21 protein-coding genes are annotated in these 25,610 nt (G+C 62.1%); 19 read left to right on the top strand and 2 right to left on the bottom strand.

What is annotated here, in order from left to right; all coding sequences use genetic code 11:
- The first annotated feature begins 2 nt into the window (after positions 1-2).
- Genes AC13QO_RS20400 through murB form a run of 8 tightly spaced genes read left to right on the top strand, consistent with a single transcriptional unit; the run spans position 3 to position 10,172 of the window.
- Positions 3-1,523 carry a UDP-N-acetylmuramoyl-L-alanyl-D-glutamate--2,6-diaminopimelate ligase gene (locus tag AC13QO_RS20400; RefSeq protein ID WP_488541636.1) on the top strand — a complete coding sequence of 507 codons (1,521 nt, stop codon included), beginning with the start codon at positions 3-5 and terminating at the stop codon, positions 1,521-1,523.
- On the top strand, positions 1,520-2,959 hold the full coding sequence (locus tag AC13QO_RS20395; RefSeq protein ID WP_488541635.1) for a UDP-N-acetylmuramoylalanyl-D-glutamyl-2,6-diaminopimelate--D-alanyl-D-alanine ligase: 1,440 nt from the start codon (positions 1,520-1,522) through the stop codon (positions 2,957-2,959). Before AC13QO_RS20400 ends, AC13QO_RS20395 begins: the two co-directional genes overlap by 4 nt.
- Before the next feature lie 22 nt (positions 2,960-2,981).
- Positions 2,982-4,082, top strand: a complete 1,101-nt coding sequence (gene mraY, locus AC13QO_RS20390) for a phospho-N-acetylmuramoyl-pentapeptide-transferase (RefSeq protein WP_085778781.1) — start codon at positions 2,982-2,984, stop codon at positions 4,080-4,082.
- A gap of 7 nt (positions 4,083-4,089) precedes the next feature.
- On the top strand, positions 4,090-5,502 hold the full coding sequence (gene murD / locus AC13QO_RS20385; RefSeq protein WP_488541634.1) for a UDP-N-acetylmuramoyl-L-alanine--D-glutamate ligase: 1,413 nt from the start codon (positions 4,090-4,092) through the stop codon (positions 5,500-5,502).
- A 1-nt stretch (position 5,503) separates the two neighbouring features.
- Entirely contained in the window at positions 5,504-6,658 is a 1,155-nt protein-coding gene (gene ftsW / locus AC13QO_RS20380) for a putative lipid II flippase FtsW (RefSeq protein WP_085778779.1), read from the top strand.
- 6 nt (positions 6,659-6,664) lie between these two features.
- A complete protein-coding gene (murG, locus tag AC13QO_RS20375) occupies positions 6,665-7,789 on the top strand; it encodes an undecaprenyldiphospho-muramoylpentapeptide beta-N-acetylglucosaminyltransferase (RefSeq protein WP_285191550.1) in 1,125 nt (374 codons plus the stop codon).
- On the top strand, positions 7,786-9,201 hold the full coding sequence (gene murC / locus AC13QO_RS20370; RefSeq protein WP_183701716.1) for a UDP-N-acetylmuramate--L-alanine ligase: 1,416 nt from the start codon (positions 7,786-7,788) through the stop codon (positions 9,199-9,201). The genes murG and murC overlap by 4 nt, the downstream gene beginning before the upstream one ends.
- Entirely contained in the window at positions 9,198-10,172 is a 975-nt protein-coding gene (murB, locus tag AC13QO_RS20365; protein ID WP_064810823.1) for a UDP-N-acetylmuramate dehydrogenase, read from the top strand. Before murC ends, murB begins: the two co-directional genes overlap by 4 nt.
- 1 nt (position 10,173) lies before the next feature.
- Here murB and AC13QO_RS20360 read toward each other — a convergent pair whose 3' ends face one another.
- The gene (locus AC13QO_RS20360) at positions 10,174-11,103 is read right to left on the bottom strand and encodes a UDP-glucose 4-epimerase family protein (protein WP_488541633.1); all 930 of its coding nucleotides are present in this window, start codon (positions 11,101-11,103) and stop codon (positions 10,174-10,176) included.
- A gap of 444 nt (positions 11,104-11,547) precedes the next feature.
- Here AC13QO_RS20360 and AC13QO_RS20355 point away from each other — a divergent pair, with 444 nt between their 5' ends.
- The 9 genes from AC13QO_RS20355 to ligA all read left to right on the top strand — a co-directional run bounded on the left by AC13QO_RS20355 (position 11,548) and on the right by ligA (position 23,432).
- Positions 11,548-12,474: a D-alanine--D-alanine ligase gene (locus AC13QO_RS20355; RefSeq protein WP_097597961.1), complete on the top strand. Its 927-nt coding sequence runs from the start codon at positions 11,548-11,550 to the stop codon at positions 12,472-12,474.
- Positions 12,462-13,394 carry a cell division protein FtsQ/DivIB gene (locus AC13QO_RS20350; protein WP_488541632.1) on the top strand — a complete coding sequence of 311 codons (933 nt, stop codon included), beginning with the start codon at positions 12,462-12,464 and terminating at the stop codon, positions 13,392-13,394. Before AC13QO_RS20355 ends, AC13QO_RS20350 begins: the two co-directional genes overlap by 13 nt.
- Complete coding sequence (gene ftsA, locus AC13QO_RS20345; RefSeq protein ID WP_064803798.1) at positions 13,391-14,722, top strand: cell division protein FtsA; 1,332 nt, start codon at positions 13,391-13,393, stop codon at positions 14,720-14,722. Before AC13QO_RS20350 ends, ftsA begins: the two co-directional genes overlap by 4 nt.
- Before the next feature lie 56 nt (positions 14,723-14,778).
- Positions 14,779-16,524: a cell division protein FtsZ gene (ftsZ, locus tag AC13QO_RS20340; RefSeq protein ID WP_488541631.1), complete on the top strand. Its 1,746-nt coding sequence runs from the start codon at positions 14,779-14,781 to the stop codon at positions 16,522-16,524.
- 264 nt (positions 16,525-16,788) lie between these two features.
- Complete coding sequence (gene lpxC / locus AC13QO_RS20335) at positions 16,789-17,745, top strand: UDP-3-O-acyl-N-acetylglucosamine deacetylase (protein WP_488541630.1); 957 nt, start codon at positions 16,789-16,791, stop codon at positions 17,743-17,745.
- 267 nt (positions 17,746-18,012) lie between these two features.
- Positions 18,013-18,882 carry an outer membrane protein assembly factor BamD gene (locus tag AC13QO_RS20330; protein ID WP_170965882.1) on the top strand — a complete coding sequence of 290 codons (870 nt, stop codon included), beginning with the start codon at positions 18,013-18,015 and terminating at the stop codon, positions 18,880-18,882.
- 5 nt (positions 18,883-18,887) lie between these two features.
- A complete protein-coding gene (recN, locus tag AC13QO_RS20325) occupies positions 18,888-20,561 on the top strand; it encodes a DNA repair protein RecN (protein WP_488541629.1) in 1,674 nt (557 codons plus the stop codon).
- 77 nt (positions 20,562-20,638) lie between these two features.
- The gene (locus tag AC13QO_RS20320) at positions 20,639-21,166 is read left to right on the top strand and encodes a DUF6886 family protein (RefSeq protein ID WP_488541628.1); all 528 of its coding nucleotides are present in this window, start codon (positions 20,639-20,641) and stop codon (positions 21,164-21,166) included.
- 109 nt (positions 21,167-21,275) lie between these two features.
- Positions 21,276-23,432 carry an NAD-dependent DNA ligase LigA gene (gene ligA / locus AC13QO_RS20315; RefSeq protein WP_488541627.1) on the top strand — a complete coding sequence of 719 codons (2,157 nt, stop codon included), beginning with the start codon at positions 21,276-21,278 and terminating at the stop codon, positions 23,430-23,432.
- A 139-nt stretch (positions 23,433-23,571) separates the two neighbouring features.
- Here ligA and AC13QO_RS20310 read toward each other — a convergent pair whose 3' ends face one another.
- Positions 23,572-24,108 carry a GNAT family N-acetyltransferase gene (locus tag AC13QO_RS20310; RefSeq protein WP_488541626.1) on the bottom strand — a complete coding sequence of 179 codons (537 nt, stop codon included), beginning with the start codon at positions 24,106-24,108 and terminating at the stop codon, positions 23,572-23,574.
- Positions 24,109-24,381: 273 nt separating this feature from the next.
- Between AC13QO_RS20310 and AC13QO_RS20305 the strand changes: the two genes are divergently transcribed.
- Together AC13QO_RS20305 and AC13QO_RS20300 are read left to right on the top strand one after the other, a co-directional pair.
- Positions 24,382-24,972 carry a 3'-5' exonuclease gene (locus AC13QO_RS20305; protein ID WP_488541625.1) on the top strand — a complete coding sequence of 197 codons (591 nt, stop codon included), beginning with the start codon at positions 24,382-24,384 and terminating at the stop codon, positions 24,970-24,972.
- A 78-nt stretch (positions 24,973-25,050) separates the two neighbouring features.
- Entirely contained in the window at positions 25,051-25,542 is a 492-nt protein-coding gene (locus AC13QO_RS20300) for a CreA family protein (RefSeq protein ID WP_085780127.1), read from the top strand.
- Positions 25,543-25,610 lie beyond the last annotated feature (68 nt).

Below are 25,610 nucleotides of genomic sequence, written 5' to 3'. Positions count from 1 at the left end.
GAATGAATACCGACGCCGATTCGCGAGGGGTGAACCGGCTTCAAGAGAGAAAAGTGCGTTCGATGAAATTGCGAGACCTGGCCGGAGATCAGTTTCCGGAACTTGAAGCACAACTCGAAGGCCCGGCAGACTTGCTTGATATCTCAGGCCTGTCTTCGGATAGCCGCAAGGTGGAACCGGGCAATGCTTTTATCGCGGTCGCCGGCACCAAGGCGGATGGCGCGGGCTTCATCGCAGATGCCGCCGGCCGCGGGGCCGCCGTCGCGATCACCTCCCAGGCTGTCGATGCTCCCATCCCGGTGCTTGCGGTCAAAGAACCACGCCGCTTTCTTTCCATTGCCGCCGCCCGCTTTTACGGCAGGCAGCCTGAAACCATGGTCGCCGTCACCGGCACGGCAGGCAAGACTTCGGTCGCCTCTTTTACCCGCCAGATCTGGGCACATGCCGGTCATGCAGCCGCGATGATCGGCACAACAGGTGTCGTTTCGCCGACGCGCAATGAATATGGCGCGCTGACGACGCCGGATCCGGTGTCGTTGCACAAACTGCTGGCCGAGCTCGCCGACGAGGGTGTTACGCATGCCTCGATGGAGGCTTCCAGTCACGGCCTCGACCAGTGCCGTCTCGACGGTGTCAGGCTCGCCGCCGCAGCCTTCACCAATCTCGGCCGCGATCACATGGATTATCATCCCACGATCGAGGCCTACATGTCCGCCAAGATGCGGCTGTTCGATACGCTGCTGCCGAAGGGTGCGCCGGCGGTCGTCTTCGCGGACGATCCGTGGTCGGCGCAGGCCATCAAGGTGGCTGCCGATGCCGGTCATGACGTCCGCACCGTCGGGCGCAAGGGTCAATATCTGTCACTCAAACGCGTCGAGCATTTCCGCCACAAGCAGACGGCCGAGATCCATATCGGTGACGAGATCTTCGAGGTGGATATTCCACTGGCCGGTGATTTCCAGGTCGCCAATGCGCTGGTCGCGGCGGGCCTTGCCATGTCCACGGGGGTCGAGCCGAAGGTCGCGATGGCGGCGCTTGAAAAACTGGCCGGCGCGTCCGGCCGCCTCGAACTGGTCGGCCATACCAAAGATGGCGCACTCGCTTATATCGATTATGCCCACAAGCCGGATGCGTTGGAAAATGTGCTGAATTCGGTGAGGCCCTTCACCACCGGCCGCGTCATCGTCGTCTTCGGCTGCGGCGGCGACCGCGACCGCGGCAAGCGGCCGATCATGGGTGAAATCGCCTGCCGCCTTGCCGATGTCGTGATCGTCACCGACGACAATCCGCGTTCGGAGGAGCCGGCTGCGATCCGGGCCGAGATCATGGCGGCAGCAGGGTGCGCCTCCGAGATCGGCGATCGCGCCTCGGCTATCCGTGAGGCGGTTGGCATGCTGAAATCCGGCGATACGCTGATCGTCGCCGGCAAGGGGCACGAGGAAGGGCAGACGATCGGGAGCGTCACACTGCCGTTCTCCGATCATGCGGAGGTGCGCAAGGCCTTGGAGGAACTGAAATCTTGAGCTGGCTCTGGACGACCGAGGACATGATTGCAGCAATGGCGGGGCGCCCTTTCGGCACTTTGCCCGAAGGCATCACCGGCATTTCCATCGACAGCCGCTCGATTACATCAGGCGAAGCGTTCTTCGCCATCAAGGGTGATCGTGTCGACGGTCACGACTATGCATCGATGGCGATGGCGAACGGCGCGTCGCTTCTCGTCGTCAGCGAGGCGAGGCTTCCTGCCCTCGGCCGCCTGACGGTACCGATGATCGTCGTCGACGACGTGCTGGCGGCACTCGGGCGTCTGGGGCAGGCTTCTCGCGAGCGCTCGCGGGCAAAGATCATCGCCGTCACCGGTTCCGTCGGCAAGACGACTACCAAGGAGATGCTGCGGCACGTGCTGTCGCCATCGGGCAAGGTGCACGCCTCCGTCGCTTCCTTCAACAATCACTGGGGCGTGCCGCTGACCCTGGCGCGGATGCCTGATGACACGGATTACGGCGTCTTCGAAGTCGGAATGAATCATCCCGGCGAGATCCGACCGCTGGTGGCCATGATCCGTCCCGATGTCGCCGTCATCACGACGATCGCACCGGCGCATCTCGGCAATTTCAAGAGCATAAAGGAGATCGCTGCCGCGAAAGCAGAGATCTTCGAGGGGCTCGAGCCCGGCGGCCATGTTGTGCTCAACCGGGACAATGACCAGTTCAATTTCCTCGATCGAACCGCGCAGTCGCTCGGCATCGAGCATATTCATTCCTTCGGCCAGCATGCCAAGGCGGAATTCCGGCTGGCGGAATTCAACGGTGCGGACGAGAATTCGACACTATGGCTGACGATCGGCGGGGAGACGCTGGAGGTGGCGATCGGTGCGCCGGGCCGTCATATCGCCGAAAATGCGCTCGCTGCTCTCGGTGTCGTCACGATCGTCGGCGCCTATCTGGACAAGGCGATTGCGGCACTTGCGACGCTGAAGCCGGAAAAGGGCAGGGGCAAACGCCACCGGCTGTCGATCGGCGGCGGTAACGGCAGCTTCACGCTGATCGACGAGAGCTACAATGCCAATCCCGCCTCTATGCGGGCGGCGATCGCGTTGCTCGCAGCTGCCGAGCCGACTGGGCGCGGACGCCGTATCGCCGTGCTCGGAGACATGCTCGAGATGGGCGAGTATGCCGAAAAGGTCCACAGCGATCTCGCCGGACCGCTGCTTGCGGCCGGCATCGAACATGTCTGGCTCGCAGGCGCCGAAATGGCTGCGCTGAAGGAATCACTGCCGGAAAGCGTCCACGTCCAGTATTGCGAAAAGACGGACGACATGACGGACTATGTCTTGAATTCGGTCGCTCCGGGCGACGTGTTGATGGTGAAATCGTCTCTGGGCATTGGTTTCGGCAAGATCGTCGCCGCGCTCCTTGACAAGTTCCCGCCATTTGCCGACACGCAACGCGAACTTTGATCGGGTAAACAAGGGGCCCTGAATGCTGATCTGGCTTGTCGAACTGTCGGAATATTTCAAATTTCTGAATCTGTTCAGATATATCACTTTCCGCACAGGGGCCGCTCTCTTCACCTCCGCATTGATCGTCTTCCTGTTTGGGCCGACGATCATCAATTCGCTGCGCATCCGCCAGGGCAAGGGCCAACCGATCCGCGCCGACGGGCCGCAGACGCATTTCAAGAAGGCCGGCACGCCGACCATGGGCGGCCTGATGATTCTTGCCGGCATCGTCGGCGCTTCGCTGCTCTGGGCCGATCTTTCCAACGTCTATGTCGTCGCCACGCTGCTGGTGACGCTGGGATTCGGGGCGATCGGCTTCTATGACGATTATCTCAAGGTGACCAAGCAGAGTCACAAGGGCTTCTCCGGCAAGGCGCGCCTCGGCATCGAGTTCGTCATTGCCGGTATCGCGGTCTATTTCATGATGCGCACGGCCCTTGCCTCCGGGGCAGCGGGCTCGACCTTTGGCTCTTCAATCGCCTTTCCATTCTTCAAGGACTTCCTGATCAATCTCGGCATCATGTTCGTCGTCTTCGGCGGATTCGTCATCGTCGGCGCCGGCAATGCCGTCAACCTGACGGATGGCCTCGATGGGCTTGCCATCGTACCTGTGATGATCGCCGCCGCCTCTTTCGGCGTCATCGCCTATCTGGCCGGCAACGTCGTGTTTGCGAACTACCTGCAGATCAATTTCGTGCCCGGTACCGGCGAGCTTGCCGTCGTGCTCGGCGCCGTCATCGGCGCCGGCCTTGGCTTCCTTTGGTTCAACGCGCCTCCCGCCGCCATCTTCATGGGCGATACCGGCTCGCTTGCCCTCGGCGGCACGATCGGCACAGTTGCCGTCGCCACCAAACATGAGATCGTCATGGCGATAATCGGTGGTCTTTTCGTCATGGAGACGCTGTCGGTCATTATCCAGGTGGGCTTTTTCAAGATGACCGGCCGGCGCGTCTTCCTGATGGCGCCGATCCATCATCACTTCGAGAAGAAGGGCTGGACCGAGAGCCAGGTGGTGATCCGTTTCTGGATCATTGCCGTCGGCCTCGCTCTGCTCGGCCTCTCGACGCTGAAACTCCGGTGAGGCGGCGATGATCCCGGTCACGACGCTCAAAGACAAGAAGGTCGCGCTCTTCGGGCTCGGCGGCTCCGGTTTTGCCACTGCCCGCGCGCTGGTCGCCGGCGGCGCCGAGGTGACGGCCTGGGACGACAATCCTGACAGCGTCGCCAAGGCCTCGGCGGAAGGCATCAAGACGGAGGATCTGCACAATATCGACTGGGGTCAGCAGGCGCTGTTCGTGCTGTCGCCCGGCGTGCCGCTCACCCATTCGAAGCCGCACTGGACAGTGGACCTTGCGCGGGCGGCCCGCGTCGACATCGTCGGCGACGTTGAGCTCTTCGTGCGCGAGCGCCGCGCCCATGCGCCGGATTGCCCCTTCATCGCCATAACAGGCACCAACGGCAAATCGACGACGACGGCGCTGATCGCCCACATACTGAAATCCGCAGGCTACGACACCCAGCTCGGCGGCAATATCGGCACGGCGGTGCTGACGCTCGATCCGCCGAAGGCGGGACGCTATTACGTCGTCGAATGCTCTTCCTACCAGATCGATCTGGCGCCGACGCTGAACCCTTCCGCGGGCATCCTGCTCAATCTGACGCCCGATCATCTCGACCGTCACGGCACGATGCAGCACTACGCCGACGTCAAGGAACGCCTGGTTGCGGGCAGCGATGTCGCGATTGTTGGCATCGACGACAGCCATTCGGCATTGATTGCGGACCGCATCGAGCGGGCTAATGTCAAAGTGGTCCGCATCTCGCGCCGGAGTGTGGTGGCTGACGGTATTTATGCCGAGGGCACCAAGCTCGTTCAGGCCGCTGGCGGCGCCATGCTGCCTTTCACCGATCTCGACGGCATCCAGACGCTGCGTGGCAGCCACAATGCGCAGAATGCCGCCGCGGCCGTTGCCGCCTGCCTTGCCATCGGGGTTTCCGCCGACGCCATCCGCGCCGGCCTTGCCTCCTTCCCCGGCCTTAAGCATCGTATGCAGCCTGTGGGCAAACGAGGCCGCGTCGTCTTCGTCAACGATTCGAAGGCGACGAATGCCGATGCGGCCGCACCGGCGCTTTCAAGCTACGATCGCATCTACTGGATTGCCGGCGGCTTGCCGAAGGCGGGCGGCATCACGACGCTGGCGCCCTATTTCCCGCGCATCGCCAAGGCCTATCTGATCGGCGAGGCGGCGGCGGAGTTCGCCGCCACCCTCGGCGAGGCCGTGCCCTACGAGATCTCCGGCACGCTGGAGCGCGCAGTCGTACATGCGGCGGCCGACGCGGAGCGCGACGAAGCTGCTGCTTCCGCCGTGATGCTATCCCCGGCTTGCGCAAGCTTCGACCAGTATAAGAATTTCGAAGTCAGGGGCGATGCCTTCGTCAGCCATGTGGCCGCCCTTGACGGAATGACGATGCTGATCGATCCGGCAATAGGAGAGAAATGACATGGTAAGCCGCGCGGAACGTGGGCCTCTGGCCGATTGGTTCTGGACCATCGACCGCTTCTTCCTGGCGATGTTCATCTTCCTGATGGGCATCGGCTTCATGCTGTCGTTTGCGGCATCTCCAGCTGTTGCTGAGCGCATCGGGCTCGAACCCTTCCACTTCGTCAAGCGTCATGCGGCCTTCATGATCCCCTCGATCGCCGTCATGCTCGGGCTGTCCTTCCTGACGCCGCGCCAGGTGCGGCGAACCGCAATCCTGCTCCTGATCATCTCGCTTGCGATGATGGTGCTGGTGCTGTTCGTCGGCCAGGAGGTCAAGGGCGGCAGGCGCTGGATCTGGATCGCCGGCCTTTCGATCCAGCCGTCGGAATTCATGAAGCCCGCTTTCGTCGTCGTCTGCGCCTGGCTGTTTGCCGAGCATGCGCGTCAGCCTGAAATCCCCGGCAATCTTTTTGCCATTATCTTGTTCGGCATTGTCGCCGCGCTGCTCGTTGCGCAGCCCGACCTCGGCCAGACCATCCTGACGACCGCCGTCTGGGGTGGCATGTTCTTCATGGCCGGCATGCCTTGGATCTGGATCATGCTGCTCGGCATCGGCGGCGCCGGCGGTCTGCTCGGCGCCTACTACGTCTTTCCGCACGTTGCGCTGCGCATAGACAAGTTCATGACCGGCGAGGGCGACACGTTCCAGATCGACACGGCCCGTGAGGCGATCATCCGCGGCAGCTGGTTTGGTCAGGGACCGGGCGAGGGCATTGTGAAGCGCATCATCCCGGACGCGCATACCGACTTTATCTTCTCCGTCGCTGCCGAGGAATTCGGCATCGTCTTCTGCATGGCGCTCGTCGCGCTGTTTTCCGTGCTGGTGCTGCGCGGCCTGTCGCATGCCTATCGCGAGCGCAACGATTTCAACCGTTTTGCCGTCGCCGGTCTCGTGCTGCAGATGGGCATCCAGTCGATCATCAACATCGGCGTCAATCTCGAGCTGCTGCCGGCAAAGGGCATGACGCTGCCGCTTATCTCCTACGGCGGCTCGTCCATGGTGGCGATCTGCGTCACCGCCGGCTTTATTCTGGCGCTGACGCGCCATCGCCCGGAAAAACGTGCGCAGGACCGGAGCCTCTTCCGCGTCCCGCACGGAATGCCCGCGGAGTAAGAGGTCATGAGCAAAGGCATCGTGCTGCTTGCCGCCGGGGGGACCGGCGGCCACGTGTTCCCGGCGGAGGCGCTGGCCTTCAAGCTGAAGGAGCGTGGTTATTCGGTGCATCTCGTCACCGACAGCCGAGCCGAACGTTATGCCGGCAAGTTCCCGGCCGAGCAGATCCATGTCGTGCCGTCGGCGACGATCGGCTCGAGGAACCCGGTCGCCGTCGCCCGCTCGCTGTGGACGCTGTGGAGCGGCATGCGAGCGGCCAAAAGGCTGATCCAGCGGCTGAAGCCGGTGATTGTCGTCGGCTTCGGCGGTTACCCAACCGTGCCGCCGCTGCTGGCCGCCACGCGGCTCGGCGTTGCCTCGATGCTGCATGAGCAGAATGCGGTCATGGGCCGGGCAAACAAGGCGCTGGCTCCGCGCGTCAAGGCGATTGCCGGCGGCTTTCTGCCGGAAAGCGGCGATGCTTTTTCCGAGAAGACGGTTGCAACAGGCAATCCCGTGCGCCCGGCGATCCTTGCTGCGGCCGAGCAGCCCTACCTGCCCTCGCATCCCGGCGAGCCGTTCAATCTTGTGGTCTTCGGCGGCAGCCAGGGCGCGCAGTATTTTTCCAAGGCCATGCCGACGGCGATCAGCCTGCTCGACGACGGCCTGCGCGCACGGCTCAGGGTGACTCAGCAAGTGCGCCCTGAGGATATGGAGATGGTCAGCGGCTGCGTCGCCAAGCTGGAGATGGGAGCCGATATCGCGGCATTTTTCAACGATATGGCGGAACGCCTTGCCCGGGCACATCTGGTGATCTGCCGCTCCGGCGCCTCCACGGTCTCGGAAATCTCCGTCATCGGACGCCCGGCCATTCTGGTGCCTTATCCGCATGCGCTCGACCATGATCAGGCGGCAAACGCCGCCGCGCTGGCTGCGACCGGAGGAGCGAAGGTGATCCCTCAGTCGGAGCTTTCGCCTGAACGCATCGCCTCTATACTGAGCCATGTGATGAACGATCCGGACAAGCTTTCGCACATGGCGGCGGCGGCCAAGCTCGCCGGAAAACCGGATGCGGCGAACTTGCTTGCCGACATGGTTGAGGCTATTGCCGCCGGCAAGACAGTCTCGGAATTCAAGAGGACACGCGCATGAAACTGCCGAAGGCGATCGGTCTCGTCCATTTCATCGGCATTGGCGGCATCGGCATGAGCGGCATTGCCGAAGTGCTGCACAATCTCGGCCACAAAGTGCAGGGATCGGATCAATCAGACAGCGCCAATGTGCAGCGCCTGCGCGACAAAGGCATTGAGGTCTTCGTCGGCCATCGCGCCGAAAATCTGGGCGATGCCGAAGTCGTCGTCGTTTCGACGGCGATCAAGAAGAGCAATCCGGAACTCATCGCCGCGCGTGAAAAGCTGCTGCCGGTGGTGCGCCGCGCCGAAATGCTTGCCGAGCTGATGCGCTTCCGCAATGCGATCGCCATCGGCGGCACGCACGGCAAGACGACGACCACCTCGCTGGTCGCCACCCTGCTCGAGGCTGGCGGGCTCGATCCGACAGTCATCAATGGCGGCATCATCAACGCCTACGGCACCAATGCCCGCATGGGCGAGGGCGAGTGGATGGTGGTCGAGGCCGACGAATCCGACGGCACCTTCCTGAAGCTGCCCGCCGATGTCGCCGTCATCACCAATATCGATCCCGAACATCTCGACCATTACGGCAGTTTCGACGCCGTGCGCGCCGCCTTCCGGCAGTTCGTCGAAAACGTGCCGTTCTACGGCTTCGGCGTCATGTGCCTTGATCATCCCGAGGTGCAGTCGCTGGTCGGCCGCATCGAGGACCGCAAAATCATCACTTATGGCGAGAACCCGCAGGCCGACGTGCGTTTCAAGAATGTGCGCATCGACGGCACGCGCTCTATTTTCGACGTCGAGATCCGCCGCCGCCGCACCGGCCAGAGGACCGAGCTCAAGGGGCTGGTCATGCCGATGCCCGGCCGCCACAATATATCGAACGCCACGGCGGCGATCGCGGTCGCCAACCGGCTCGGCATATCGAGCGAGGCTATCGCCAAGGGGCTTGCCTCCTTCGGCGGCGTCAAGCGCCGCTTCACGCTGACCGGCGAATGGAACGGCGTGCAGATCTTCGACGATTACGGCCACCATCCAGTCGAGATCAAGGCGGTGCTGAAGGCGGCCCGCGAGGCCTGCAAGGGGCGCATCATCGCCGTCCATCAGCCGCACCGTTACACGCGTCTCGCCAGCCTGTTCGAGGAATTCGCCGCCTGCTTCAACGACGCCGACAGCATCTTCCTTGCGCCCGTTTATGCGGCGGGCGAGGATGCGATCGAAGGTATCGACTCGATATCGCTCGTCTCGCGCATCAAATCCGGCGGCCATCGCGACGCCCGCTTCCTCGCTTCGGCGGAGCTTCTGCCGCAAATGGTTGCGGAGGTTGCAAAGCCTGGCGATTTCGTGGTTCTGTTGGGGGCTGGGAGCATCACATCATGGGCAGCAGCACTGCCCAAGCAACTGGAAGGCCTATCGGGAAAGTCCGCATGAAACAGGTGAATGGGGAAAAGCTTCTCGCGTCTCTCGGAGACGGTGTAAAGGATATCCGCGGCCGGATCACGCCGGATGCCCCCATGGATCGCGTCACCTGGTTCAGGGCCGGGGGGCTGGCCGAACTGATGTTCCAGCCGCATGACGTCGACGATCTCATTGCCTTCCTGAAGATATTGCCGGAAGAGGTGCCGCTGACGGTGGTCGGCGTTGGCTCCAATATCCTGGTGCGCGACGGCGGCATTCCCGGCGTGGTGCTGCGCCTGTCGGCCAAGGGCTTCGGCTTCGTCGAACTGGCCGGTGAAAACCGCATCCTTGCCGGCGCCATCTGCCCGGACAAGCATGTCGCGGCGATGGCGATGGACAATGGCATCGGCGGCTTTCATTTCTTCTATGGCATACCCGGCGGCATCGGCGGCGCGGCGCGCATGAATGCCGGCGCGAACGGCGTCGAGACGCGTGAGCGGCTGATCGAGGTTAACGCCGTCGACCGCAAGGGCAACAAGCATGTGCTTTCCAATGCAGAGATGGGCTATTCCTACCGGCATTCAAAGGCACCCGCCGATCTGATCTTCACTTCGGTGCTGTTCGAGGGCTATCCGGAAGACCGCGCCCAGATTCGCGCCGAAATGGACGCTGTGCGCAATCACCGCGAGACGGTGCAGCCGGTGCGTGAGAAAACCGGCGGCTCGACCTTCAAGAACCCGCCGGGCCATTCGGCCTGGAAGCTGATCGATGAGGCAGGCTGCCGCGGCCTCGTGATCGGCGGCGCACAGATGTCGTCGCTTCACTGCAACTTCATGATCAACATGGGCCAGGCGACGGGCTACGATCTCGAATATCTCGGAGAGCAGGTGCGCCGTGAGGTCTTCGAGAAAGACGGCATCAAGCTCGAATGGGAGATCAAGCGCCTCGGCGTCTTCATGCCCGGTCGGGAAGTGCGCCCGTTCCAGGGCGTGACGAGCGAATAAGCTATTCTACTGCCTGTTTGAGGCCTTCGAGCGGGGTGACGACGGGTGACCAGCCGAGAACGTCGCGCGCTCGGGATATGTCGACCTGCAGCGAACCACAGAGGCGCTGATAGACGGCTTCCTTCCCGAGTGCCTTTGCCGCCATGTGCAGCAGTGCAGGCGGGAGGGGGGCCAGCATCGGCTTGACGCCCATCCCCGCGGCAATTCCCCTGATGAGATCAGGCGTCGAGAGGTCCTCGCCATCTCCAGCAAGGAAAGTCTCGCCCGCAGCGGCGGGATGGTCCATGCAGGCGATGATCAGATCGACGAGATTTTGCACTGCGACCAATGTGCGGCGGTTCTTTAGCGAAGCGAAGGGGAGCGGCAATTTCCTGCGGACAAGATTGACGAGCAGCGCGAAGTTGCCGCGTGCGCCGGGACCATAAACCAGCGGCGGGCGGATGATGACGACTTCCATGCCGGTGCGCGCTGCGATTTCGCGCAGGCCGATTTCGCATTCCAGTTTCGAAATGCCGTAGGGATCGATTGGGTTCGGCCTGTCGTCGTGCCGGAACGGCCGGTCGGTCTCTTCTCCGTTGACCTTGATGGTGCTGATGAAGACGAACCTCTGCACGCCGGCGTGGGCGGCTTGTTCGGCGAGATTGAGTGCGGCGGCGGTGTTGACCCGGCGGAACTCCGCTAGCGGATCGGCTGCGCGGTCGTTCATGATGTGAACGCGGGCGGCGAGATGGACGATGACGTCGACGCCTTCAAGCGCGGCTGTCCAATCGGTTCCGTCGGTAATTTCAATCGGAAAATGCGCTACCTCAGGCGGAAAGGGAGAGGCCTGGGATCTCGTGGTCGCCACGAGCTCGCAAGTCTTGTCTATGTGCAGTCGTTTGACAAGCGGACTACCGACGAAGCCGGCTGCGCCGGTGACGAGGCATCGCATGATTTTCTCCCTGCTCACCCATGCGTCTTCGCTAGCCGGAAGTGATATCGGCATCAATAGAAAAGCGGTGACCGCGCCGAGACCCTTTGCATTAATCAAATCGAGTCGCTGGCCGCCGCCTCACTGTTGCCGGTATCCGGCTGAGAGATGACACCCGATTCTGTTGACTGATTCCATCGCGACTGAGCGCAATTGGGTATGTCGTTGAATGAATGGGCTTTTTCGATTCCGCTCGGGTTCATTTTCCGGGCGCGAAGGGAATGGTTGCACAATCAGCAAAAGTTAAAAGGCCGCATAACTCCGGGCTAACGGTTAACGAAAGTAAACACTTCATTAACCATAATGATGCTCTAATGCATGTGAGGCCCGGCAAAGGCGCGAACGACGCAGACAGCTTCGCGCAAGCGTCGATTTCAAAAGTGGAAGTTATTTTTGGGGGTGTTGATGAGTCGCAAGCATGTCGCTGTCCTGATGGGCGGATTTTCCTCGGAAAGGCCTGTCAGCCTTTCCTCGGGAAAGGCTTGCGCAGAGGCCCTCGAAGCCGAAGGCTTCAAGGTGACGTGCATCGACGTGGCGCGCGACGTCTCCGAGAGGCTCGCGGCGCTGAAGCCCGATGTCATCTTCAATGCGCTGCATGGGCCCTTCGGGGAGGATGGCACTATCCAGGGTATCCTCGAATATCTCGAGATCCCCTATACGCATTCGGGCGTGCTTGCCTCGGCTCTGGCGATGGACAAGGACAAGGCGAAGCTTGTTGCCGCTGCCGCCGGCATTCCGGTCGCCGAATCGCAGGTCATCAATCGTTTCGCTTTTCCTTCGGTGCATCCGATGAAGCCGCCCTATGTGGTGAAGCCGGTGCGTGAAGGGTCGAGCTTCGGCGTCGTGATCGTCACCGAAGATCAGACGCATCCGCCGCAGGTCGTCAGTTCGCCCGAATGGCGCTATGGCGAAGAGGTGCTGGTCGAGCGCTATGTCTACGGCCGCGAGCTCACCTGCGGTGTCATGGGCGAGACTGCGCTCGGTGTCACGGAGGTGGTGCCGCAGGGACACAATTTTTATGATTACGATTCCAAGTATGCTGCGGGCGGTTCAAAACACGTCATCCCGGCGAAAATTTCACCGAATATTTACCAAAAAATACAAACATTGGCGCTAAGGGCGCATCAGGCAATCGGTTGTCGCGGCGTCAGTCGGTCCGACTTTCGTTACGACGATCGTTTCTCCGAAGACGGCGAAATCATCTGGCTGGAGGTCAATACCCAGCCAGGCATGACTCCTACCTCGCTCGTGCCCGAAATGGCCGGTCATGCCGGCTATTCCTTTGGTGAGTTTCTCCGGTGGATGGTGGAGGACGCGTCTTGTTTGCGTTGACGGTCAAGAGGATAGGGCGCCCCAGCCATCATGCTGTGCTTCCGATCGTGGAAGTCGAAGAGCGGTTCGTGCTGCCGCGTCCGCTGCGCCGCGTCACTCGTTTCTTGATCAGCCTCGGTAGCGGCCGCATCTACATTCCGGCCCATACCGGGACGGTGTCGGCGCTTGCCTTTTTGGCTGCGACCGGCCTCTACGGTATGTCGCTCGGCGGTCACACCGAAGCCGTCGCGCAGGCCACGACGACGGCCGCAGGTTTTGCGATCGAGGATGTGAAAGTCTCCGGCAATTCGGAAACCTCCGAAATCGAGATCCTGCAGCTGATCGGCCTCGACGGCACGACCTCACTGGTCGCGCTCGACGTCGATGCGGCCCGCCGGAAGATCGCGCACCTTCCCTGGGTCGAGAATGTCGAGGTTCGGAAGATCTATCCGAGGACAATCGAAGTGAAGCTCAAGGAGCGTGAGGCCTATGCGATCTGGCAGCACGGGCAGGAGCTTTCGCTGATCGAGAAGAACGGCAGCGTCATTGCGCCGTTGCGCGACAACAAATTTTCGTCGCTGCCGCTCGTCGTCGGCCGCGACGCCGAGACTGCGGCGGCTTCGCTCGGCGACGCCTTCGCGAAGTGGCCCGACGTGAAGGCCCGCGTGAAGGCCTATGTCTGGATATCGGGCCGTCGTTGGGATCTGCACATGGATAACGGCGTCATCGTCAAGCTGCCGGAAGACGGCATCGATCAGGCGCTGGCGACGCTTTCGAAGTTCGACAAGGAGCATCAGCTCCTGGAGCGGGACATCGCCGCGGTCGATCTGAGATTGCCCGACAGGACCGCGATCCAGCTGACGCCGGAGGCGGCGGTCCGCCGGCAGGCGGCGGTAACGGAGCGTACCAAGGAATTGAAGAAGGCGGGGCAGAATATATGAGCTTGTTCGGTTCATCCCATTTCGGATTGCCGCGCTTGAAGCCGCTTTCGTCGAAGCGGTCGCATGTCGTTTCGGTGCTCGACATCGGCTCGACCAAGGTCGTCTGCATGATCGGCCGGCTGACGCCGCGCGAGGAAAGCCAGATCCTGCCGGGCCGCACGCACAATATCGAAATCATCGGCATCGGCCATCAGCGCTCCCGCGGCATCAAGACCGGCGTCATCGCCGATCTCGATGCGCTGGAAGGCGTCATCCGTCTTGCCGTCGATGCGGCGGAGCGTATGGCGGGGCTGACCGTCGAGAGCCTGATCGTCAACCTGACGGCCGGCCGCCTTGGCAGCGACATCTACACCGCGACGATTGATCTCGGCGGTCAGGAAGTCGAGCTTAACGACCTCAAGAAAGTGCTCTCGGCTGCCTGCCAGCAATCGCTGCGCCAGGACCGCTCGGTGCTGCATTCGCTGGCGACCGGCTTCTCGCTCGACGGCGAGCGCGGCATTCGCGACCCGCTGGCAATGTACGGCGATGCGCTCGGCGTCGACATGCATGTCGTGACCGCGGAGCGCTCGGCACTGAAGAACCTCGAGCTTAGCGTCAATCGCGCGCATCTTTCTGTCGAAGGTATCGTCGCGACGCCTTATGCATCGGGCCTTGCCGCTCTCGTCGACGACGAGGTCGAGCTCGGCTGTGCGGCGATCGACATGGGCGGCGGCACGACGACGATCTCGGTCTTTGCCGAAGGCAAGCTCGTTCATACCGATGCCGTCGGGCTCGGCGGCCATCATGTCACCACAGACCTCGCCCGCGGCCTTTCGACCCGCATCGAGGATGCCGAGCGGCTGAAGGTCGTGCATGCCTCCGCGCTCTTGAATTCCTCCGATGAACGCGAGCTGATCTCGATACCGCCGATCGGCGAGGACGATCGCGACCAGCCGTCGCAGGTGCCGCGGGCGCTGGTTTCGCGCATCGTATCGGCCCGAATCGAAGAGACGATGGAACTGATCCGCGACCGTATCCAGCGTTCCGGCTTCAGCCCGATCGTCGGAAAACGTGTCGTGCTGACGGGAGGCGCGAGCCAGCTGACCGGCCTTGCCGAGGTGGCGCGGCGCATTCTGGCCCGCAACGTCCGCATCGGCCGTCCGATGGGCGTTTCGGGACTGCCGACGGCGGCCAAAGGCCCGGCCTTTTCGACGGCCGTCGGCCTGATGATCTATCCGCAGGTCGCGGACATGGAGACACATGCGTCACAGAGCGGTCTGCTCATGTCGCTTGGGGGAAATAACAGCCGCATAGCCCGCATGGGCCAGTGGCTGAAGGAAAGCTTCTGAAATTTGCGTAATTGGCCGGCGTGGCGATGCGGCCAGAGAGAGAAGGAACAGGTACCATGACCATCAAGCTGCAAAAGCCTGACATCACAGAGCTGAAGCCGCGCATCACCGTGTTCGGCGTCGGCGGCGGCGGCGGCAACGCCGTCAACAATATGATCACCGCAGGCCTCCAGGGCGTCGACTTCGTCGTTGCCAACACGGATGCGCAGGCGCTGACGATGACGAAGGCCGAGCGCATCATCCAGCTCGGCGCCAACGTCACCGAAGGCCTCGGCGCCGGCTCGCAGCCGGAAGTCGGCCGCGCGGCCGCCGAAGAGTGCATCGACGAGATCATCGATCACCTGAACGGCACGCATATGTGCTTCGTCACCGCCGGCATGGGCGGCGGCACCGGCACCGGTGCTGCTCCCGTCGTCGCGCAGGCCGCCCGCAACAAGGGCATCCTGACGGTCGGCGTCGTCACCAAGCCGTTCCATTTCGAAGGCGGCCGCCGCATGCGCCTGGCCGAGATGGGCATCCAGGAACTGCAGAAGTCTGTCGACACGCTGATCGTCATTCCGAACCAGAACCTCTTCCGCATTGCCAACGACAAGACGACCTTCGCCGACGCTTTCGCCATGGCCGACCAGGTTCTCTATTCCGGCGTTGCCTGCATCACCGACCTGATGGTGAAGGAAGGCCTCATCAACCTCGACTTCGCCGACGTCCGCTCGGTGATGCGTGAAATGGGCCGTGCGATGATGGGCACCGGCGAGGCCTCCGGCGCCGGCCGCGCGTTGCAGGCAGCCGAAGCGGCAATCGCCAACCCGTTGCTCGACGAAACCTCGATGAAGGGTGCCCAGGGCCTGCTGATCTCCATCACCGGCGGCCGCGACCTCACCCTCTTCGAAGTCGACGAAGCTGCGACCCGCATCCGCGAAGAAGTCGATCCGGACGCCAACATCATCCTGGGCGCCACCTTCGACGAATCGCTCGAAGGCATCATCCGCGTCTCGGTCGTCGCGACCGGTATCGACCGGGCGATCAGCGAAGCCGCCGAGCGCAACTTCCAGCAGGCCGCCAGGCCCGCTATCCGTCCCTCCGCGGCTGTTGCTCCGGCAGCGGCCGCAGTTCAGCCTGCGCCGGTGATGCAGGCACCGAAGGCCATCGATCCGATCGCGCAGACCATCCGCCAATCCGAGATGGAACGTGAGCTCGAAATTCCGGCCCCGCGTGCCAGCGCCCCCGTCCAGCAGCCTGCTGCGCAGCAGGAAGTCTTCCGTCCGCAGAGCAAGATCTTCGCGCCTGCACCGGAAGCTCCGGCCATGCGTCCTCAGGTGCAGCAGCAGGCTCCGGCGCCGGTAATGAGCCAGCCGGCAATAAGCCAGCCGGTGATGAGCCAGCCCGTCCAGCCGCAGCCCATCCAGCAGCAGCCGATCCGACAGGAGCCGATTATCCGGCAGGCGGCTGAACCGGTGCGCATGCCGAAGGTCGAGGATTTCCCGCCGGTCGTCCAGGCTGAACTCGACCACCGCACGCAGCCGGCTTCGGCGCATCAGCAGGAAGAGCGCGGCCCAATGGGCTTGCTCAAGCGAATCACCAATTCGCTTGGCCGCCGCGACGATGACGCGGTTGCCGCCGACATGACCGCCGCGCCGCCAGCCGCATCACAGCAGCGCCGTCCGTTGTCGCCGGAGGCAAGCCTCTATGCGCCACGCCGCGGCAATCTCGATGATCAGGGTCGTGCAGTTCCGCAGGCTCGCATGATGCAGGAAGACGATCAGCTGGAAATTCCGGCATTCCTGCGCCGCCAGTCGAATTGAAATATCGCGGCCTTCGGCACCGTTCATGCCCGGGATCCAGGTCCCGGGCATTGCTGTTTTCGGCCGAGAATTCCTGAGCGATATCAATCGTGTGACTTCGTAACAAAACGAAAGAAACAGTGATTTGGATTGGAGCGCCGGCGCACGTAAATATGGCGCAAGAAAACTGCGCTGGGAGTCGTCTAGACGAGGCTCTTTCTGCAGAAAGAATGATAACCGCGCCGTGGCACCAACCGCTGGAGCGGAAAAATAAAGGCAGATTTTATGGCTATTGGCTTGCTGGGTTTTCAAACGACGGTATCGCGTCCGGTGACGCTCTCGGGCATCGGCGTTCATTCGGGCGCGAATGTCTCGATCACGCTGAACCCGGCCGAAGCGGACACTGGCGTCGTTTTCCAGCGCCTGCATGATAATGGCGACATCACCGAACTGAAGGCCGTCTCCTCGCAGGTCGGCAATACAGACCTCTGCACGGTGCTCGGCTTCTCACCCACGCATTCAATCGCGACGATCGAACATGTCATGGCCGCCGTCTATGCGCTCGGCCTCGACAATGTCCTCATTGAGGTGCAGGGCGCAGAAATGCCCATCATGGACGGCAGTTCGCTGCCCTTTGTCGAAGCGATCGAGCAGGCCGGTCTCATCTCGCTCGGCGTCAAGCGTCGCTATATCCGCATCACCAAGCCGGTGCGGATCGAGCATGGCGGCTCCTGGAGCGAATTCCGTCCCTATGACGGCACGCGCTTCGAAGTCGAGATCGATTTCGAATGCCCGCTGATCGGCCGGCAAAAGTGGGCCGGCGACCTAAACGCCGCCGTCTTTAAGTCCGAACTTTCCCGCGCCCGCACCTTCGGTTTCATGCGTGATGTTGAACGTCTCTGGGCATCGGGACATGCGCTCGGTTCTTCGCTTGAAAATTCCGTCGTCATCTCGGACGACAATACCGTCATCAATGTCGAAGGCCTGCGATATGCCAAGGACGAGTTTGTTCGCCACAAGACGCTTGATGCCGTTGGCGACCTGTCTCTCGCTGGCGTCCAGTTCATCGGTTGCTACCGATCCTATCGTGGCGGCCATAAGATGAATGCCAATGCTTTGAAGGCGCTGCTCGCCGATCCCTCCGCCTACGAGGTGGTCGAGACCTCGACGCCGCGCCAGCGCGTCGCCGCTCGTGAACTGATTGCCGTCAGCGCTTCGGAATTCGCTCCCTGGTCGGCATGACCTCCAGCATATTCTCAAGACCAGGCCGCCTCTTCCCGGAGGCGGTTTTTTTATGTCGGCCCGAGTCTGTGGTGATAGGCATTTTCTCGCAGTTGCTTAGCTGCCACAGGTCGGCAAGAAGGTGAAAAGCCAGCCAATCCGGCGGCGGCTGCCACAAAAATGCGTTAATGCCTTATCATTGCGTTGCTCTTGATGCACATTTGTGGCTAGAAACGCCAGCGAGGCGTGGCTGTCGTGGAGCGAGCGGCGGCATTGGGGTTCTTTTGAATGGCTTATGCAGGATCTGAAGGTATGATGAAGACAGCGCGCGCTTTGTTCGCATCGCTTCTGGTGCTGAGCGCAGGCGCCTCGATCTCCGGCTGCCAGTCGGATCCCGATATCGACATCACCAAGCTTGGCCTCGAAACCGATCCGCCTGACGTGCTCTACACCCAGGGCCTTGCCAATATGAAGGCGGGCAACATGGCGGAAGCAGCGCGCAAGTTCGATGCAATCGATCGCGAGAACCCATTCTCCGAATGGGCGCGCAAGGCGCTGGTCATGAGCACCTTTGTCAAATACCGCCAGGGCAAGCTCGATGATGCGCTTGCCTCGGGTAATCGCTACATGTCGCAATATCCGAAGTCCCAGGACGCTGCCTATGTGCAGTATCTCATCGGTCTCACCTATTCCAAACAGATCGTCGACGTGACCCAGGACCAGCGCGCCTCGGCCAAGACGATCGAGGCGATGCAGGCTGTGATCGACAACTACCCGAACTCCGAATATGTCGATGACGCGCAGGCGAAGATCCGCTACGCCCGTGATCAGCTCGCCGGCAAGGAAATGCAGATCGGCCGCTACTATATGGAGCGGAAGGAATATCTCGCCGCAATCTCGCGTTTCCGCATCGTCGTCGAGAAATATCCGAATACGAACCAGATCGAGGAAGCCTTGGCCCGTCTCGTCGAGGCTTATTACGCCATGGGTATCGTCGACGAGGCGCAGACCGCGGCAGCCGTTCTTGGTCACAACTATCCGGACAGCCAGTGGTACGCCGATTCCTACAAGCTGCTGCAGACAGGTGGCGCCGAGCCGCGTGAGAACAAGGGCTCCTGGATCGCTGCGGCAGGCAAGAAACTCCTGCTCGGTTCCTAAGTCCCATGCTGATCCAGCTTTCGATCCGCGATATCGTCCTGATCGAGCGGCTGGATCTTGCCTTCGAGACCGGTCTGTCCGTGCTGACGGGCGAGACCGGCGCGGGCAAATCCATCCTGCTCGACAGTCTTTCGCTGGCGCTCGGCGGGCGCGGCGATGGCGGTCTGGTGCGCCATGGCGAAGACAGGGGCCAGGTGACGGCGGTGTTCGATGTCGGCATGGACCACGGGGCGCGGGTGCTCCTGCGTGAAAACGGCATCGACGACGAGGGCGACCTGATCTTCCGCCGTCAGCAATCGGCCGATGGTCGCACCAAGGCCTATGTCAACGATCAACCGGTGAGTGTGCAACTGATGCGCCAGGCCGGCCAGATGCTGGTCGAGATCCACGGCCAGCACGATGATCGCGCTCTTGTCGACACGAATGCCCATCGCAACCTGCTCGATGCCTTTGCCGGCCTCACCGATGAGGTTGCTGAGGTCTCCCGCCTGTATCGTATTTGGCGCGACAGCGAACGGACGCTGAAAAAGCATCGCGAGAAGGTGGAAAGTACGGCGCGCGAGGCTGACTATCTGCGTTCCTCTGTGGCAGAGCTGGAGAAACTCTCGCCACAGGACGGCGAGGAGGACGAACTCGCCGAAAGCAGGCAGAGGATGATGAAGGCGGAGCGAATCGCCGGCGACATCGCCGAAGCCTCCGAATTCCTGAACGGCAATGCCTCGCCGGTGCCGCATATCGCCTCGCTGGTGCGCAGACTGGAGCGCAAGTGCCATGAAGCGCCCGGGCTGCTCGAAGACACCGTGACGCTACTCGATGCTGCGCTCGACCAGCTTTCCAATGCGCAGATGGAAGTCGAGGCCGCACTGCGCAAGACCGAATACGATCCGAGAGAACTGGAGCGGGTAGAGGAGCGGCTTTTTGCGCTCAGAGCTGCGTCGCGCAAATATTCCGTGCCCGTGACCGAACTGCCGGCGTTGGCGATGCGCATGATCGCTGATCTCGCCGATCTCGATGCAGGCGAGGAGCGGCTGGCGCATCTGGAAGCGGAGGTCGGTCTGGCGCGAGAGAATTACGATTCGGCGGCGCGCTCGCTTTCCGACAAGCGCCATCAAGCCGGCACTGCGCTGGCTGCTGCCGTAATGGCCGAACTGCCGGCGCTGAAGCTCGAACGCGCTCGTTTCATGGTCGAGATCACCACGGATGCGCAGGAGGCGCTTCCCGAAGGCATCGACGTCGTCGAGTTCCATGTCCAGACCAATCCCGGCACGCGCCCCGGCTCGATCATGAAGGTGGCCTCCGGCGGTGAGCTGTCGCGTTTCCTGCTGGCGCTGAAGGTGGCGCTCGCCGATCGCGGCTCAGCCCCAACGCTCGTTTTCGACGAAATTGATACCGGTGTCGGCGGTGCTGTGGCCGATGCGATCGGCCAGCGGCTGAAGCGGCTGTCCGAGCGGGTCCAGGTGCTGTCGGTCACACATGCGCCGCAGGTCGCGGCGCGGGCGGCAACGCATCTGCTGATCTCCAAGGGGCCGGCGGCCGAGGGTTCCGAAAAAATCGCCACGCGCGTCGCGACGATGGCGCACAAGGATCGCACCGAGGAGATCGCCCGCATGCTCGCCGGCGCCTCGGTAACGGAAGAGGCGAGGGCGGCGGCGAAGCGGCTGCTGGCCGGTAACGGCTGATTGCCGCAGCCGGCACGCTGACAAATACCCCCGTTTCGCGCTATGCCGATTGCTCCGATTAGCGGCGATCCGTTGCCATGCGCCTTTTCCATTTCAGCGATAACTTCGGCATCGCAGCGTTCGAGCCGCGTGCCGTTCGCATCCCCTCGATCCGCCCGGCCGGCCAGGAATGGCTGAACGGTCCGCTCGTCTGGGCCATCGATGCCGATCATGACTTCATGTATCTCTTTCCGCGAGATTGCCCGCGGATCCTGATCTGGGCCACGTCCGAGACGCCGGAAGCCGAGAGGCGGCATTGGCTTGCAGGTTGCCGGGCAGCAGCCTATGTCGAGCGTCGTTGGCTGGAACGGCTCTCGGCGGTGACAGTTTATCGTTACGCGCTGCCGGCCGAAGGTTTCGAGGAGCTCGGCGATGCGGGCATGCGGGTGGCTCGCCGGCGTATAGTTCCGATCGAATGTACCGCCATTTCGCGGCTCGACCGGGAATTCATGCCGCGCGGAGTGGAACTGCGGGTGGTCGACAGTTTGCAGCCGCTGAAAGGCCTGTGGAACAGCGGACTGCATGTCAGCGGCATCCGGCTGCGCAACGCCTTGGATTGGGAATAGGCTGGTAGGCAGTCCTCACTGGTCAGGGTAAGCAGCCTCTCTTTTCATCCGGCGATTTTGCTCTAAAAACAATGCAGATTTCTGGCCAGATTCTCTGGAGTGATGTTCCATGTCCACCGAAGGTTCCGCCATCGACACGTTGACGATTGAAGAGGCTGCCGCCGAGCTCGAGCGGCTGGCAAGGGAGATCGCGCACCACGACGCGCTCTATCACGGCAAGGACCAGCCGGAGATTTCAGATGCCGATTACGATGCGCTGAAGCGCCGCAACGATGCGCTGGAAGCGCGGTTTCCCGAGCTGATCCGTGAGGACAGCCCGTCGCGACGGGTCGGTGCTGCGCCCTCGGTCACCTTCTCGCCCGTCGTCCACGCGCGGCCGATGCTGTCGCTCGACAACACGTTCTCACAGGAGGACGTGCAGGATTTCGTCGCCGGGGTCTATCGCTTCCTCGGCCGCCTGCCGGACCAGTCGATCGCTTTTACCGCCGAACCGAAGATCGATGGGCTATCGATGTCGATCCGCTACGAGAACGGGAGACTGACGACGGCTGCGACGCGCGGTGACGGCACCACGGGGGAAAACGTCACCGCCAACATCCGCACCATATCTGAAATTCCCAACCAGCTGCCGAAGGGTGTCCCCGCAGTCGTGGAAATCCGCGGCGAGGTTTATATGGCCAAGAGCGATTTCCTGGCGCTCAACCGCCAGATGGAAGCGGAGGGCAAGCAGACCTATGTCAATCCGCGCAACACGGCGGCGGGATCGCTGCGCCAACTCGACGCCAAGGTGACGGCGAGCCGCAAGCTGAAATTCTTCGCCTATGCCTGGGGCGAGATGTCGGACATGCCGGCCGACACGCAATTCGGCATGGTGCAGACCTTCAAGGACTGGGGCTTCCCGGTCAATCCGTTGATGAAGCGGCTGAATTCGGTCGCCGACATCCTGGCGCATTACGACGAGATCGGCCTCAAGCGCCCGGATCTCGATTACGATATCGACGGCGTCGTCTACAAGGTCGACAGCCTGGAACTGCAGCAGCGCCTCGGCTTCCGCTCGCGAAGCCCGCGGTGGGCGACGGCGCATAAATTCCCGGCCGAGCAGGCCTTCACCGAGGTCGAGAAGATCGAGATCCAGGTCGGCCGGACCGGTGCGCTGACGCCTGTGGCCCGGCTGAAGCCGATCACGGTCGGCGGCGTCGTCGTCACCAACGCGACACTGCACAATGAGGACTACATTAAGGGCATCGGCAATAGCGGCGAGCGCATCCGGCCGAAGGAGCACGATATTCGCGAGGGCGATACCGTCATCGTCCAGCGCGCCGGCGATGTCATTCCGCAGATCCTCGACGTGGTGATGGAAAAGCGTCTCGCCGAGGCGAAGCCATATGATTTTCCCAAGACCTGCCCGGTCTGCGGTTCGCATGCGGTGCGCGAGGTCAATGAGAAGACCGGCAAGATGGATTCGGTGCGCCGCTGCACGGGCGGCTTCATCTGCCGGGCGCAGGCGACGGAGCATCTGAAGCATTTCGTTTCGCGCAACGCCTTCGATATCGAGGGGCTCGGTTCGAAGCAGATCGACTTCTTCTTCGAAAATGAAGATGCGTCGCTGCAGATCCGCACGGCGCCCGATATCTTCACCTTGGAGAAGCGCCAGGCGCAGTCGCTGACCAAGCTGGAGAATATCGACGGCTTCGGCAAGGTCAGCGTCCGCAAGCTCTATGCGGCGATCAACGAGCGGCGCAGCATTGCGCTCCACCGTTTCATCTATGCGCTCGGCATTCGCCATATCGGTGAAACCACGGCAAAACTCTTGGCGCGCTCCTACGGCACCTATGAAGCCTTTGCGGCCGCGATGAAGGAGGCCGCACCGCTTTCCGGCGACGCCTGGAACGATCTCAACGCCGTCGAGGGTATCGGTGAGGTCGTGGCGCGCGCGATTGTCGAGTTCTACAAGGAGCCGCGCAACATCGAAGTGATCGGCCGTCTGCTTGAAGAAGTGACGCCCGCAGCGGCCGAGCAACCGGTGACGACGGGCAGTCCTGTGGCTGGCAAGACCGTGGTCTTCACCGGCTCGCTCGAAAAATTCACCCGCGACGAGGCGAAGGCAAGGGCCGAAAGCCTTGGCGCCAAGGTCGCGGGATCGGTATCGAAGAAGACCGACATCGTCGTTGCCGGTCCCGGCGCCGGCTCGAAGCTCGACAAGGCGCGCGAACTCGGCGTCCAGACGATGGATGAGGATGAGTGGCTGGCGCTGATTGGCGGGTGAGGAAGCCGGCGTCAGAATGTCCGCATCCTGTTCGACGTTGCCTCGGCCTTGTGCGAGAATCTGCTGCGTCCGTTGCCAATGCTCGGGATAAGCCGGGCAAGCCCAAGCATGACGAGGGATGCGGATAGACCTGTCCGACTCAGGTCCTCAGCCGCGCCATCGTATAGGCATCGGCATAGTGTCCGGCGCGATATCCGAAAGCACGCAGATGCCCTTCCTTTTCGAAGCCGAACTTCTCATAGAGAGCGATTGCAGCCGCGTTGTCGGTATAGACGGTCAGTTCGAGCCGCTTGATGTCGAGCCAGTCGTCGGCGGCGTCGACCATTGCGCCAAGCAGAATGCGGCCGAAACCGCGACCTGTGAAATCGTCGTGCACGCCCATGCCGAGGCTGGCGACGTGCTGGCGACGGCCGCCAAGGCGATTGAGGCCGCAATTGCCGACGATCTTGCCATTTAGAGTCACGACAAGGTTGAGCGCGCCCGCCGACGGGTTTTCCATGTTCTTGCGGACCTCCTCAATCCGCTGGTAAGGCGGCCTCAGCGTGCCGGCCCGATAGCCCGGTAAATTTATAAGATCGGTGATCTCTTCGGCGTCGGAGAGACGCACGGCTCGCACGACGACACCGTCGGGCAGGGGCGCCCGGCCGCGGGGTTCATTCTCTTCGTTTTCAGGCATGGCATCTCTCCTTGGGTCACAGCGAGGAGAGCCGGGATTTTTTGGAAAACCCTGCTCGCCTCGGCAGGGTTCTCGGGATGATCGGACGGCTAGTGACGCACCATCGCTCCCGCGTACCCTGGAGGGGTCGTGGCGATATAATGCATGGTATGCGTCACAGAGTTGATCATGCGCGAAAGCTTCCCCATCCGCGTGCAGATGTCAATAGGCCGGGATTTGCCTTCGCCTCCGGCTGACATTATGCCGGTAGGGCAGACGATTCGGATTTTACCCTTGAAGACCATTGCCATCGATTTCGAGACAGCCAACGAGCAGCGCGGCAGCGCCTGTTCTGTCGGGCTTGCCTGGATCGAGGAGGGTAGGGTGACGCGCGTCGAGGAGCGGCTGATCCGACCCAGAGACATGCGCTTTTCCGGCATGAACATCGCGATCCACGGAATTCGGCCGGAGCATGTCGAGGATGCGCCTGAATTTCCCGAGGTGATTGAGGAGTTCTACGACGATATCAGCGGCGCGACGATGATCGCGCACAATGCGGCATTCGATTTCAGCGTCTGGCGGGCGAGCCTCGATCTCTACCGGCAATCCTATCCTGAACTGACCTATCTCTGCAGCTTAAAGATGGCGCAGCGCATCTGGCCGCATTTCCTCTCGCATCGGCTGAACCTGATCGCCGAGCATCTCGGGCTGCGCTTCATGCACCATAATGCCGCCGAGGATGCGGCGGTTTGCGCGGCCGCGGCGATCGAGATGGCAAGGGCGGTCAAGGCGAAGGCCGTGGAAGCAATCCCGGCGCTGATCGGTATGACGCCGGGGCGGCTGACGGCGCGTGGCTATGCGCCCTGCACCTGCCGGAAGGCCTGAACGCCCCGCAACAACAGCGATTTCTTGCAAAGCCCAGGTGCATGCTTATCTAGAATGCGGATCATCCAGGGAGCCGCCATGACCAAGCTTCGCACGTTTCTTCTCGCCGCATTTTCCTTCGCCGCTATTTCCGCGGGCGCCGCCTCGGCCGAAGTCGTCGGCAAGGTCGGGGTCGACTGGATCGGCAACGACATCATCGTCGAGGCACTCTCCGACCCGGAGGTCAAGGGGATCACTTGCCACGTCACCTATTTCGATCGCAGCCTGATCGATCGGTTCAAGAACGGCAACTGGTTCGAAGATCCGTCCAACAATTCGATCGCTTGCCGCCAGACCGGACCGATCGAGATCGGCAACATCGACCTCTCCAAGGACGGCAGCGAGGTGTTCCGCCAGGGCATGTCGCTGATCTGGAAGACGCTGGTTGTCAACCGCATCTACGACAAGGCCAACGACACGCTGATCTATCTCGCCCATTCGCGCCAATTGACCGATGGTTCGGCGAAGATGTCGATCTCGACCGTTCCGCTTTATGGGCAGAGCGTGACTTGGAAGAATGGGAAGCCATAGGGGCTGGAGATCCTTTCTTCTGATGTGCCGCGTCCTCATCCGACCCTTCGCGCCACATTCTCTCCGCG

This window comes from Rhizobium sp. CNPSo 3670, assembly GCF_057784555.1.
The sequence above is the reverse complement of the archived record's forward strand: the minus strand, read 5'-3'. Positions and strand labels throughout refer to the sequence as shown.